The organism is Nonomuraea terrae, from assembly GCF_044465245.1.
Taxonomy (GTDB): domain Bacteria; phylum Actinomycetota; class Actinomycetes; order Streptosporangiales; family Streptosporangiaceae; genus Nonomuraea; species Nonomuraea terrae.
In genome coordinates, this window is the sequence record NZ_JBITLL010000005.1 from 763,773 (window position 1) to 776,209 (window position 12,437).

A 12,437-nucleotide genomic window follows, 5' to 3' on the forward strand; every position below is an offset into this window, starting at 1 on the left:
AAAATTCGGACAATTCTCTTGTGATTAATGTCAACCAAGAGACCTCAAGGGGCGTCTAAAGACTCTCCCATCACGCCCTGACGAGCAGGGCCACGATCTCCACGTGGTGGGTCATCGGGAAGGCGTCGAAGGCCCGCATCTCGGCCAGCTCGTAGCCGCCTTCGCCCAGCCAGGCGACGTCGCGGGCGAAGGTCGCGGGGTCGCAGGAGACGTACACGATCCGCCGGGCCTCCAGCGCCGCGACGCGGCCGACCACCTCGCGGCCCAGCCCGGCCCGCGGCGGGTCCACCACCACGAGGTCGGCCCGCTCGATCTGGAAGCGGTCGAGGCCCTCTTCCACCCGGCCCCGCTCCACCCGCGCCTGCGGCAGGTCGCGCAGGTTGGCCCGCGCGTCGCGCACGGCCGACTCCTCCGACTCCAGCCCGAACACCGCTCCCTCGGGCCCCACGGCCTCCGCGAGACCGGCCGCGAACAGCCCCACCCCGCAGTAGAGGTCGAGTGCCCACTCCCCCGGCTCGGGGGCGGCGTACGCCAGCACCGCGTCGAGCAGCGTCGCGGCGGCCCCGGGATGCACCTGCCAGAACCCGCTGCCCGCGACCCGGAACTCCCGGTCGCCGACCTGCTCGTGCAGCAGCCCGGACCCGCGGCGCGCGACCGTGCGGCCCTTGCCCTGGTCGAGCAGGATCGAGGCGGACGCCTCCAGGTCGGGCACCGTGACGGAGCGCCGGGGGCGCGGCGCGACGACCACGGCCCGCTCACCCTCGGAGGAGGCGATGACCTCGACGGACCGCGCCCCCGGCCACCGGTCGCCCTCCACGCCGACCGCCTCCACCTCGGGATGGGCGATCAGGCAGGCGTCGACGACCTCGATGTCGTGGGAGCGGTGCCGGCGGAAGCCCAGCTCACCGCCCGGCAGGGCGGCGAACTGCACGCGCGTGCGCCAGCCGAGGCCGTCCTTGGCCCCGGGCACCTCCTCGACCACGATCTCGCGCTCGATGCCCGCGAGCCGGCGCATCTGCTCGGCCACGACCTGCGCCTTGAGCCGGCGCTGCGCCTCCAGGGTGGCGTGCTGCCAGTCGCAACCGCCGCAGCGGCCCGGCCCGGCGTACGGGCAGGGCGGCACCACGCGGTCGGGCGACGGCTCCAGGATCTCGACCGCGTCGGCCCGCAGGAACCGGGTGGTCTCCTCGGTGACATGGGCGATCACCCGCTCGCCCGGCAGGGCGTGCCGGACGAACACCACCCGCCCCTCATGGCGTGCCACGCACCAGCCGCCGTGGGCGACCGGACCTACCGTCAGCTCGAGAGATCCCTCATTCACACCGCCACCCTAATGCCCTGACCTCTATGACCACCTCTTTCACCTGATCCCCTACTGTAAGTGGGCGTGGACGGCGCGAGGGTGGTACGGCGGCGGCTCGGCTTCGGCGGCGCGCTGCTGGCCACCCTGTTCACCTGCGCCTCCCTGACGCCGTCGCTGCTGCCCCGCACCTGGCTCTACCAGGGAGTGATGGGCGCGGTCACGGCCCTGCTCGGCTACGCCGTGGGCGCCTCGATCGGCGCGGTGGCCCGGCTGATCATCTCCTATCGGCTGCCCGAGCGCGGGCGGCGCGGCGCCTGGCGGATCATGCTGGCCGGTTGCGCCGCGCTGGTGGTGGTGACACTCGCCTACAGCTACGACTGGCAGCGCGACCTGCGGGCGCTGATGGAGATGGACACCCGGATCACGTGGTTCCCGCCGCTGATCCTCGCCGTGAGCGTCGTCCTGTTCTGCGCCGGCCTCACCCTGGCCCGGCTGGTACGCCTGGGCGGCCGCAAACTGATCACCTGGCTCGACCGCTTCGTCCCCGCGTCCGTCGGCCACGCCGTCGGGGTGATCGTCATGGCCCTGCTCGTCGGGGTGTTCGCCAACGACGTGCTGTTCAGCGCGTTCGTGGCCCGGGTGAGCGACATCTCCTCGGTCGCCAACCAGGGCACCTACCCGGGGGTGACCAAGCCCGCCTCCCCGTACGTGTCGGGCGGGACCCGGTCGCTGGTGGGCTGGGAGTCGCTGGGCCGCGAAGGCCGCCGCTTCACCGGCACCGCCGTCACCCCCGCCCGCCTGACCGCCTTCTCCGGGCAGCGCGCCGCCCAGCCCATCAGGGTCTACGTCGGCCTGCAGGGCACCTCGTCGCCGCAGGCCCAGGCGGCCCTCGCCGTGCGCGAGCTGGAGCGCACCGGCGCCTTCCGGCGGCCCGTGCTCGCCGTGCTCGGCACCACCGGCACCGGCTGGGTCGATCCGGTCATCGCCGACACCCTGGAGTACATGTACAACGGCCGCACGGCCATGGTGGCGCTGCAGTACTCCTACCTGCCGAGCTGGGTGTCGTTCCTGGTCGACAGGGAGAAGGCGGCGGCCACCGGCAAGGCGCTGTTCGAGGCGGTGTACGCGCGCTGGTCCCGGTTGCCGGCCGCCGCGCGGCCCCGGCTGCTGCTGTCCGGCGAGAGCCTGGGCTCGTACGCGCTGGAGGAGTCGTTCCATGACCTGACCGACCTGGTCTCCCGGGCCGACGGGGCGATGTTCGTCGGCCCGCCCAACGCCAACCGCATCTGGCAGCAGCTCACCTACGGGCGCGAGCGCGGCAGCCCCGTGTGGCGGCCGGTCTACCGCTCCGGCCTGACGGCCAGATTCGCGCAGAGCCCGGCCGATCTGGCCAGGCCGGCCGGCCCGTGGCCGCGCCCGCGCGTGCTCTACCTGCAGAACGCCTCCGACCCGGTCGTGTGGTGGTCGCCGCGGCTCATCTACGACCGGCCGGCCTGGCTGGAGGGCGCGCGGGGGCCGGGCGTCAACCCGGAGATGAACTGGTTTCCGCTGGTGACGTTCTGGCAGGTGCTGGTCGACATGACCGCCGCGCTCGACGTGCCGGCCGGTCACGGGCACCGCTACGGCGCGAACATCGTGGACGGCTGGGCCGCCGTGGCCGCGCCGCCCGGCTGGACCGCCCGCGACACCGACCGGCTGCGCGCCCTGATCAGCTCGTCCTGATGTTGCCTTCGTCCTCGTCCTTGACGGTCTGGTGCCACGGACGCCGTACGGACCCGGGGGCGAACGGCTCCGGCCTGCCCTGCAGCCGGTCGGCGGAGTGCAGCTGCCAGGGCACGCTGGTCACCATGACGCCCGGCTTGAACAGCAGCCGCGCCTTCAGCCGCAGCGCGCTCTGGTTGTGCAGCAGGTGCTCCCACCAGTGGCCGACCACGTACTCGGGGATGAACACCGTCACCACGTCGCGCGGCGAGCGCCTGCGCACGGTCTTGACGTAGTCGAGGACGGGCTGCGTGATCTCGCGGTAGGGGGAGCTGAGCATCTTCAGCGGCACCGGGATGCCGCGCCGCTCCCACTCCTCCCGCAGCCGGGTCGCCTCCTCGCCCTCGACCCCGACGGTGACGGCCTCCAGCGTGGAGGGGCGGGTGGCGCGGGCGTAGGCGAGGGCGCGCATGGTGGGTTTGTGCAGCTTGGAGACCAGCACGATCGCGTGGTTGCGCGCGGGCAGCATGGGCGCCTCGAAGTCGCCGGTGAGCTCCAGCTCGGCCGCGACGTTGTCGTAGTGGCGCCTGATGCCCTTCATCATGAGGAACAGCACCGGCATCGCGATCACCACGATCCACGCCCCGACCAGGAACTTCGTCAGCAGCACGACGATCAGCACCATCCCCGTCATGACCGCGCCGAAGGCGTTGATCACGCGCGAGCGGTGCATCTGGTGGCGCAGCCTCAGGTCGGTCTCGGTCTTCAGATGGCGGGTCCAGTGGATGACCATGCCGGTCTGGCTGAGCGTGAACGAGACGAAGACCCCGACGATGTACAGGTTGAGCAGGCGGCTGACGTCGGCCTGGAACCCCCACAGCAGCAGGCAGGCGCCGAGCGCCAGGATGATGATGCCGTTGGAGAAGGCCAGCCGGTCGCCGCGGGTGTGCAGCTGGCGCGGCAGGAAGCGGTCCTGCGCCAGGATCGAGCCGAGCACGGGGAAGCCGTTGAACGCGGTGTTCGCCGCGAGGAAGAGGATCAGCGCCGTCACGGCCGAGATCACCACGAACGGCAGCGAACCGCCGCCGAAGACCGCGTCGGCCACCTGCGAGATGATCGGCTGCTGGTAGTACCCCGGGCCGACCGGCGTGCCGTCGGGCCGCAGCAGGTCCTCGGCCACCACCGAGGGCTCGGCCACCTTGACGCCCGACGCCAGGCCCAGCGCGATGATGCCGCCGAACATGGTGATCGCGACCAGGCCCATCATCAGCAGCGTGGTGGCGGCGTTCTTGCTCTTGGGCTTGCGGAAGGCGGGCACGCCGTTGCTGATGGCCTCGACGCCGGTCAGCGCGGCGCACCCGGTGGAGAAGGCGCGCAGGATCAGGAACGCCGCGGCGAAGGCGGTGAGGTCCGTCTGCTCCGGCTCGATGGTGAACTGGGCGCTCGGCGCCTGGAGGTCCTCTCCGAGCACCAGGAGCCGGAACCCGCCCCAGCAGATCAGCCCGAGGACGGAGATCATGAACGCGTACGTGGGAACGGCGAAGGCGGCGCCGGACTCGCGGATGCCGCGCAGGTTGACCACGGTGAGCAGGATGACGATGGCGATGGCGACGGCGGGCTTGTGCTGGCCCACGAACGGGATGGTGGCGCCGACGTAGTCGACGCCGTTGGCGACGGACACCGCGACGGTGAGCACGTAGTCGACGAGCAGGGCGCTGGCCACGGTGAGCCCGGCGTTCTTGCCGAGGTTGGTGCTGGCGACCTCGTAGTCGCCGCCCCCGCTGGGATAGGCGTGCACGTTCTGCCGGTACGACGCGACGACCGTGAGCATCACGACCACGACGGCGAGCGCGATCCAGGGGCTGTAGGTGTAGAAGGAGACGCCGGCCAGCGAAAGGATGACGAGGATCTCCTGTGGGGCGTACGCCACGGAGGAGAGCGCGTCGCTCGCGAAGACCGGCAGTGCGATCCGTTTAGGCAGGAGTTGCTCGTGGAGCTGCCCGCTTCGCAGGGCCCGCCCCACGAGCAAGCGTTTGACAAGATCTGTTACCTTCGCCACGTAACGAGATGCTAGCCCCAGACTGACACCCCAAACGAAGCGCGTCCCCGCAGGGCCATACTGGTGTCGAGCAATCGGCCGACCGCGACGTTGCGGGGGGAAATGCATATTGTGATCATGGGATGTGGCCGCGTGGGGTCGACCCTCGCGCACATCCTCGAAGACAGCGGCCATTCCGTCGCCATCATCGACCGCGACCCGCAGGCGTTCCGCCGGCTGCGGGCCGGATTCCGCGGGCGGCGGGTGACCGGCGTCGGCTTCGATCGCGACGTGCTCACCGAGGCCGGAGTCGAGTCCGCGGGCGCCTTCGTCGCGGTCTCCAGCGGCGACAACTCCAACATCATCTCCGCCCGCGTGGCCCGCGAGACGTTCGGCGTCGACAACGTGGTGGCCCGCATCTACGACCCCCGCAGGGCCGAGGTCTACCAGCGGCTGGGCATCCCCACGGTGGCGACCGTGCGCTGGACGGCCGACCAGATCATGCGCCGCGTCCTACCCGAGGGCGCCGAGCCGCTCTGGCGCGACCCGACCGGCACCGTCGTGCTGGCCGAGGTCACCGTCAACCCCTCCTGGATCGGCACCCGCGTCGTCGACCTCGAGGCGCAGACCAGGGCGCGCGCCGCCTTCGTCAACCGCATGGGCGAGGCCGTCACCATCGGTGACGACACGGTGGTGCAGGAGGGTGACATCCTGCACGTCATCGCCGCCGAGAACGACATGGACCGGATCAACAAGGTGCTCGCCGCCGCACCGGAAGAGGACGAGTGATGCGCGTCGCGATCGCCGGAGCGGGCGCCGTGGGGCGTTCCATCGCCCAGGAGCTCCTGGAGAACGGCCACGAGGTCCTGCTCATCGACGTCGACCCCCGGGCCATCAAGATCGACAGTGTGCCGCGCGCCGAGTGGCTGCTCGCCGACGCCTGCGAGATCGCCTCACTCGACGAGGCCGGGCTCAGCAACTGCCACGTGGTGGTCGCCTCCTCGGGCGACGACAAGGTCAACCTCGTGGTGTCGCTGCTGGCCAAGACCGAGTACGGCGTGCCGCGCGTGGTGGCCCGCATCAACCACCCCAACAACGAGTGGCTGTTCAACGAGTCGTGGGGCGTCGACGTGGCCGTCTCGACACCGCGCCTGCTGAGCGCCCTGGTGGAGGAGGCGGTGAGCGTCGGCGACCTGGTCCGGCTGATGACGTTCCGCCAGGGTCAGGCCAACCTCGTCGAGCTGACGCTGGCCGAGGACGCGCCGGTGGTCGGACAGCGGGCGGGGTCGGTCCCGTGGCCGGAGGACTCCGCGCTGGTGGCCATCCTGCGTGAGGGCCGCGTGCTGGTGCCGACGTCGGACGACCCGCTGGAGGCGGGCGACGAGTTGCTGTTCGTCGCCAATCAGGAGGTCGAGCAGGAGCTGGCCCACCTGCTGTCGCAACACTGACACCCAGTCACAGCTCTGACCACCTGCCGGCCTGACAGCCTGTCGCAGCACTGACCACCTGCCGGCCTGTCGCAGCACTGACCACCTGCCGGCCTGTCGCAGCACTGATCGCCATGACGGCCTGTGGCAGCACTGACGGTGGTCGCAGCACTGACGGTGGTCGCAGCACTGACGGTGGTCGCAGCACTGACGGTGGTCGCAGCACTGACGGAGCCCGGCGCGGCCCGCGCACCGGGCCGCGCTCAGCCCCCGCAGCGGTCCTTGCCCGACCAGAGCAGCATCGGGGCGGGCAGCTTCATCAGGGTCGCCAGGTGGCCCTCACAGGCGCCGCTGCGCGGGGTGAGGCGATCGTCGCCGATCGCGGGCGCGGCGGCGAGCAGCAGGGCGGTGGCCGTCATGGTGACGGCGGCGATGAGGCATCGGTACATGGCGGTCCCCGGAGTGTGTGGTGATTCGCCAGGCTTGTACCCGCGCGCGGGCCGCGACTCGTCAAGCGTTACGCCTGGACACCTTTACCCGCCCGCCTCTCCCCTCGCCCGCCTCTCGCCAGCACGCCTGTCCACGGCCACCTCTTCAACCGCCGGCTCCAACCACCGGACTCTTCAACCGCCCCCTTTCAACCCCGCCGCTTCACCGCCCAAATGTTCACTCGTCCGACTCTTCACTCGCCCGACTCTTCACTCGCCCGCCGCCTTCACCCGGCCGGTACAGGTCAGCCATCCGGTGACGCCCAGCACCGCGGTGGCAGGCCGGCAACCTGCGGTAGTGCCGTTCCAGCTCGGTCGTCATACGACACCCCCGCGCAGGGCCGCGCTGAGGGCGGGACGCGGGTGCCGGGCCCGCAGCCACGACGCGGCGGTCTCGGCGGTGCGTCGCAGCCGCTCTACCTCCTCGGCCAGCCGGGACTCCCCCTCGGAGGTCAGCCGGTAGCCGCGCCGCGCCCGGCTGTCCACGACCTCCTCCTGGCCGGCCTCGACCAGGCCCTCCCGCTCCAGCCGGTCGAGCGCCGCGTACAGCGTGCCGGCGCGCAGCCGTACGCGCTCCACGGAGATGCGCAGGACGTCGGTGATGATGCCGTAGCCCTGCTGCGGCCCGGCCGTCAGGGCCGTCAGGGCCGCCAGGGCCGCCAGGGCCGTCAGGGCCATCAGGGCCGTCCGGATCAGGAACGTCGGCTCCTGCATCGATCGTGCAGTCATGCGGACGACATATACCGATGATCTGCACGCAACTCCCACGATTGCCGCGCTTTCTCCGGGTAGTGAGGGGGCGTGCGTTACAACGTGCTCGCCTGTGACTACGACGGCACCGTGGCCAGCCACGGCCAGGTGGACGAGGAGACGATCGAGGCCCTGGAGCGGCTGTCCCGTGCCGGGGTCAAGCTGCTGCTCGTCACCGGGCGCGAGCTCGACGACCTGCTGTCCGTCTTCCCGCACCCCGCCCTGTTCGACCTCGTGGTGGCCGAGAACGGCGGCCTGCTCTACGACCCGCGCCAGCGCACCTGCGACGTCCTGGCCGCTCCCCCGCCGCCCGAGCTGACCGACCGGCTCCGCGCCGAAGGGGTCGAGCCGCTGGGCGTCGGGCAGGTCCTCGTCGCCACGCGGGAGCCGTACGACGTGCAGGTCCTCGCCGCGATCCGCGACCTGGGCCTGGAGCTGCAGGTGATCTACAACAAGGGCGCGGTCATGGTGCTGCCGCCGGGCGTGAACAAGGCGACCGGGCTGGCCGCCGCCCTCGACCGGCTGTCGCTGTCGCCGCACAGCGTGGTCGCGGTCGGCGACGGGGAGAACGACCACGCGTTCCTGACGGCCGCCGAGCTCGGCGCCACGGTCGCCAACGCGCTGCCCGCGCTCAAGGACGCCTGCGACCTGTGCCTGTCGCAGGAGGCCGGGAGCGGTGTGGCGGAGCTGGCCGGGATGCTGCTGGGCGGCGAGCTCGACGCGGTGGAGGTGCCGCGCCACGGCGTCCTGCTCGGCCACACCGACGGTCAGGACGTACGCCTGCCCCCGTACGGCGCCGGCCTGCTGGTGGCGGGCCCCTCGGGCAGCGGCAAGTCCACCGTCACGACCGCCCTGCTCGAACGGCTCGTCGGCGACGGCTACCAGTGCGTCATCGTGGACCCGGAGGGCGACTACGCCGAGTATCCCGGGGTCACGGTGCTCGGTGACCCCGACCGCGTGCCCGGCGTGGACGAGGTGCTGCGCGTGCTGGAGCAGCCCGGTCACAGCGTCGTGGTGAACCTGATCGGCCAGCAGCTACGCGACCGCCCCGAGTACTTCGCCGAGCTGCTGCCCCGGCTGACCGGCCTGCGCGCCACGCACGGCCACCCGCACTGGCTGATCATCGACGAGGCCCACCACCTCATGCCCACAGAGGTACGGCAGGTGCCGGTGCGTGAGGCGGGCGACCTCGGCTCACTCCTGATGATCACCGTGCATCCGGAGGCGATGAGCCCGTCCGCGCTGCGCCTGGTGAACAGCACGATCGCGGTGGGCAAGGAGCCGGAGGTCACGCTGGCCGCCTTCGCCACCGCCCTCGGGCAGGAACCGCCCGAGCTGCTGACCTCGCAGGACGGCGACATCGCGCTCTGGCACACCGGCGACGACACCGCCCGGCAGCTGCGCCTCACCCCCGCCCGGGTCCAACGCACCCGGCACCGCCGCAAGTACGCGGCCGGCACCATGGCGAAGGACAAGAGCTTCTACTTCACCGGCCCGGAGGAGCGGCTGCGCCTGCGCGCCCGCAACCTGCACACGTTCGTCGAACTGGCCGAAGGCGTGGACGACGACACCTGGCTGCACCATCTGCGGCAGGGCGACTACTCCGGCTGGATCCGCGACAAGCTCGGCGACGCCGAGCTGGCCGGCGAGGTGGAGGCGGTGGAGCGCGAGGACGGACTCTCACCGGAGGAGAGCAGACGCCGCCTGGCGGACCTCATCGGCGAACGCTACACACTCCCGGCCGAACCGACCGACCACGACCCCGACCACAAGGACCGCTGACCGGCCTCATCGACCGGGCCCTCCGTCAGGCTCATCAACCGAGCCCATCGATCAGGCCCTTCCCGCCGGACACTTGGACCGGCCGCTTCGACCAGCCGCTTCGACCAGGGTCAGGCCGACGTCAGGCCGGGGCGACCGGAGGCTTGATCGGGGTGCGGCCGCGGCCGAGCACCCACAGCATGGCCGCCAGCGCGGCCACCTGGAGCGGCCACCCCATGACGATCTTGGCGAGCCCGAGTGCCGCCACCGCCTCGTCACCGCCGCCGAACAGGTAGACCGGCCCCTGCACGGCCACCCGGACCGCGCAGGGCAGCATCAGCAGCCAGGTCAGCCGGGTGCACAGCTTCACCACACCCGGATCCTTGTGCCACGCCGTGGGATCGCCGGTGACGGAGCCGATCAGGAAACCCACCACCGGCCACCGGGTGACGATCGACAGCAGCATCGCCACCATGTAGCCGGCATTGTACAGGATGCCGGGCAGGAAGTAGTCTTTCGCGTCGCCCGTACGGCTGGCGAAGAACGCACCGATCGCGATGCCGATCAGGCTGTTGATCACGAACTGTGGCGTCGACCGCTGCAGCACCCGCACCAGCAGCAGCACCACCGACAGCGAGACGCTGATGATGAGCGACGTCTTCAGGTCTTCGGTCGCGATCCACGAGAGCGTGAACGCGATCGTCGGAACCGCCGCCTCGATGATGCCTCGCACGCCGCCGAAGGCCTTGGCGAGCTGGGCTCGCACCGCCGCCTCGACGGTGTCGTGGGCGACCTCTTCGGCCTCAGCACTCACCTGATCAACTCCCGGGTCGCAGCTCGTAACGCGGATTGAACATCACCTTGCGGCCGTCCTGCTCGCTCACCAGGCCCTCGGCCTTGACCGTACGGCCGGGCTCGATGCCCACGATCTTGCGGCGGCCGAGCCAGACCAGATCGATCACGTCGGATCCGTCATAGAGCTCGGCCTCGAGGGCGGGGGCGCCGCCCCTCGGACGCAGAGTCACCGTACGTAGCGTACCGGCCACGCAGAAGCGCCGGCGCCCGCCGCACGACACGATCGGGGTCGCTCCGATCTCGTCGGCGTCCTCGCGCAATTCCTGGGCCTCGATCTCGGACTGGGGGGATGCCAGCCGACTGAAGAACCCACGCCATCCCCCGCGTTTCGGGGGCTCTGCCGTACTCATGATGAATCAGCCTATGTGAATGTCGGCCTTCAGCGAATCTCGCTGATTTCCGGCCCTCGTTTGAACGGGTTACCGCCCTGCCGCTCTTCCGGCTGGGCGGCCGGCTGGTCGCTGGGGCGGCTCAGCGGGATGGGCTCCTCACGCGCCATCGGCTCGTCGCCGCGCACGACCACGACGTCCTTGATGAAGTCGACGAACGCCGCGGCCACGCTCTCGTCGAGCGCCGCCTTGCCGGAGATCACCGCGAGCAGGAACCAGCGAGGGCCGTCGATGCCGAGATAGCGGGCCTGGCGGCTGTCGCCGTCGACCCTCATCTCGCCCGCCAGCTCGCTGCCGAACGGGCCTTCCCGTTCCTCCAGGTGCTTGGCCTGGGCCCGGATCTTGGTCTTGACCTCGTCCCACAGCCCCGAGCTGCGCGGCGCGGCCAGGGCCTGCAGCTGCAGCGAGCTCTCCTCGTACAGGACGACCACGCCGACGTGCTGGTCACCCACCGAGGCCAGGCGTACGTCGAAGTCGGGGTTGTGCGGCAGGCGCAGACCGCCCAGGTCGATCCTGTCGGTGTCGGGGTGGGGCTCGTCGGCGTCCCATGGACCGGACTCGCGGGTGGGGGCGGCCTGCTCCTGCTTGGCCACCTGGTCCGGCTCTTCACGACGGCGACGTCGAAACACGTTCCTCACTCTCCCTGGTCATGGGCCTGTTGCCGGCCCCGTTGCCTCGTCGGGCCGTTGACCGGCCCCTTGCTGCCCACCGGTCAGCGTCCGGTCGACCCGAACCCACCCGTGCCGCGTACGGACTCGGGCAAACGCTCGACCGGCGTGAAGAGCGCGCGCTCGACCCGCTGGACCACCAGCTGCGCCACCCGATCCCCGCGCCGCAGCCGGAACGGCTCCTTGGCGTCGGTGTTGATCAGCGTCACCTTGATCTCGCCCCGGTAGCCGGCGTCGACCGTGCCGGGGGCGTTGACCAGGGTGACGCCGTGGCGTGCGGCCAGCCCGGAACGCGGGTGCACGAACGCGGCGTACCCCTCGGGCAGCGCGATCGCCACCCCGGTGCCGATGACCGCGCGTTCGCCCGGCATCAGCTCGACGTCCTCGGCCGCGTGGAGGTCGGCGCCCGCGTCACCCGGGTGGGCGTACGACGGCATCGGCAGCCCAGGGTCGAGCGGCTGGATCAGCACCTCTACGTCGCTCAAGGATTCACCTCGTAGTCGTGGTGTTCGGCGGCGATGGCGGCCACGTCGCCGTGCTCGGCGAAGTGCGCCATGTTCACCTCGATGAACAGCGCTGCCGCGCGGACGGCGACAGGCCCGTCGGGTGCGCCGACGCGCCCTTCAGCCTCAAGGTACGCCTTCCTGCCCACGATGCCGTTGCACCAGGCGCGCAGGTGGAGTGTCGTGCCGACGGGAACGGGGAGGAGGTAGTCGGTCTCCAGACGTCCCGTCACATACGGCTTGCGGAAGAGGTAGACGGACATTCCGATGACCTCGTCCATCGCGGCGGCCAGCACACCGCCGTGCGCCAGCCGGGGCGCGCCCTGGTGCGCCTCCCCCACCGTGAACTCGGCCTCCACCGTGGCGCCATCGGGAGTCCTGGCCGCGAGATGCAGCCCGGTCGGGTGCTCGGTGCCGCACCCGAAGCATCGGCTGTAATGGGCCCCCAGGGTGGCGCCCGGCTCAGGAGCGCCTGGCTGCGGCCCTGGCAAGGGCGCACCGGCCGGCGGAGTGGTCAGGGAGGAACGCGTCACGGGTGACGAGGTTACTCCGTG

The 12,437-nt window shown here is 71.2% G+C and carries 13 protein-coding genes; 4 read left to right on the forward strand and 9 right to left on the reverse strand.

Annotated features, from left to right (window positions below; genetic code table 11):
- Nucleotides 1-70 precede the first annotated feature (70 nt).
- A complete protein-coding gene (locus ACIBP6_RS27315) occupies nucleotides 71-1,321 on the reverse strand; it encodes a class I SAM-dependent RNA methyltransferase (protein ID WP_397056571.1) in 1,251 nt (416 codons plus the stop codon).
- 66 nt (nucleotides 1,322-1,387) lie between these two features.
- Here ACIBP6_RS27315 and ACIBP6_RS27320 point away from each other — a divergent pair, with 66 nt between their 5' ends.
- Nucleotides 1,388-3,025 carry an alpha/beta hydrolase gene (locus ACIBP6_RS27320; RefSeq protein WP_397056573.1) on the forward strand — a complete coding sequence of 546 codons (1,638 nt, stop codon included), beginning with the start codon at nucleotides 1,388-1,390 and terminating at the stop codon, nucleotides 3,023-3,025.
- Here ACIBP6_RS27320 and ACIBP6_RS27325 read toward each other — a convergent pair.
- Nucleotides 3,012-5,063 (reverse strand): APC family permease, encoded by a 2,052-nt coding sequence (locus ACIBP6_RS27325; RefSeq protein WP_397056575.1) that lies wholly within the window; start codon nucleotides 5,061-5,063, stop codon nucleotides 3,012-3,014. The genes ACIBP6_RS27320 and ACIBP6_RS27325 overlap by 14 nt on opposite strands.
- 102 nt (nucleotides 5,064-5,165) lie before the next feature.
- On the opposite strand from ACIBP6_RS27325, the gene ACIBP6_RS27330 reads away from it, so the two are divergent.
- Together ACIBP6_RS27330 and ACIBP6_RS27335 are read left to right on the forward strand one after the other, a co-directional pair.
- A complete protein-coding gene (locus ACIBP6_RS27330; RefSeq protein WP_397056577.1) occupies nucleotides 5,166-5,831 on the forward strand; it encodes a potassium channel family protein in 666 nt (221 codons plus the stop codon).
- A complete protein-coding gene (locus tag ACIBP6_RS27335) occupies nucleotides 5,831-6,490 on the forward strand; it encodes a potassium channel family protein (protein ID WP_132621544.1) in 660 nt (219 codons plus the stop codon). The genes ACIBP6_RS27330 and ACIBP6_RS27335 overlap by 1 nt, the downstream gene beginning before the upstream one ends.
- A gap of 242 nt (nucleotides 6,491-6,732) precedes the next feature.
- Here ACIBP6_RS27335 and ACIBP6_RS27340 read toward each other — a convergent pair whose 3' ends face one another.
- Together ACIBP6_RS27340 and ACIBP6_RS27345 are read right to left on the reverse strand one after the other, a co-directional pair.
- Complete coding sequence (locus ACIBP6_RS27340) at nucleotides 6,733-6,918, reverse strand: hypothetical protein (protein WP_132621542.1); 186 nt, start codon at nucleotides 6,916-6,918, stop codon at nucleotides 6,733-6,735.
- A gap of 357 nt (nucleotides 6,919-7,275) precedes the next feature.
- Nucleotides 7,276-7,686, reverse strand: a complete 411-nt coding sequence (locus ACIBP6_RS27345) for a PadR family transcriptional regulator (RefSeq protein WP_397056579.1) — start codon at nucleotides 7,684-7,686, stop codon at nucleotides 7,276-7,278.
- Nucleotides 7,687-7,758: 72 nt separating this feature from the next.
- Here ACIBP6_RS27345 and ACIBP6_RS27350 point away from each other — a divergent pair, with 72 nt between their 5' ends.
- Nucleotides 7,759-9,489, forward strand: a complete 1,731-nt coding sequence (locus tag ACIBP6_RS27350) for an HAD-IIB family hydrolase (protein WP_397056581.1) — start codon at nucleotides 7,759-7,761, stop codon at nucleotides 9,487-9,489.
- 121 nt (nucleotides 9,490-9,610) lie between these two features.
- On the opposite strand, the gene ACIBP6_RS27355 is transcribed toward ACIBP6_RS27350, so the two are convergent.
- The 5 genes from ACIBP6_RS27355 to ACIBP6_RS27375 form a co-directional block, all read right to left on the reverse strand.
- Nucleotides 9,611-10,282: a DUF3159 domain-containing protein gene (locus ACIBP6_RS27355; protein WP_397056583.1), complete on the reverse strand. Its 672-nt coding sequence runs from the start codon at nucleotides 10,280-10,282 to the stop codon at nucleotides 9,611-9,613.
- A gap of 4 nt (nucleotides 10,283-10,286) precedes the next feature.
- Entirely contained in the window at nucleotides 10,287-10,493 is a 207-nt protein-coding gene (locus ACIBP6_RS46840; RefSeq protein ID WP_449595185.1) for an OB-fold nucleic acid binding domain-containing protein, read from the reverse strand.
- A 209-nt stretch (nucleotides 10,494-10,702) separates the two neighbouring features.
- Nucleotides 10,703-11,341 (reverse strand): DUF3710 domain-containing protein, encoded by a 639-nt coding sequence (locus ACIBP6_RS27365; RefSeq protein WP_397056585.1) that lies wholly within the window; start codon nucleotides 11,339-11,341, stop codon nucleotides 10,703-10,705.
- A gap of 83 nt (nucleotides 11,342-11,424) precedes the next feature.
- Entirely contained in the window at nucleotides 11,425-11,865 is a 441-nt protein-coding gene (gene dut / locus ACIBP6_RS27370) for a dUTP diphosphatase (RefSeq protein ID WP_397056587.1), read from the reverse strand.
- Entirely contained in the window at nucleotides 11,862-12,416 is a 555-nt protein-coding gene (locus ACIBP6_RS27375; RefSeq protein ID WP_397056589.1) for a PaaI family thioesterase, read from the reverse strand. Before ACIBP6_RS27375 ends, dut begins: the two co-directional genes overlap by 4 nt.
- Between the last annotated feature and the right edge of the window lie 21 nt (nucleotides 12,417-12,437).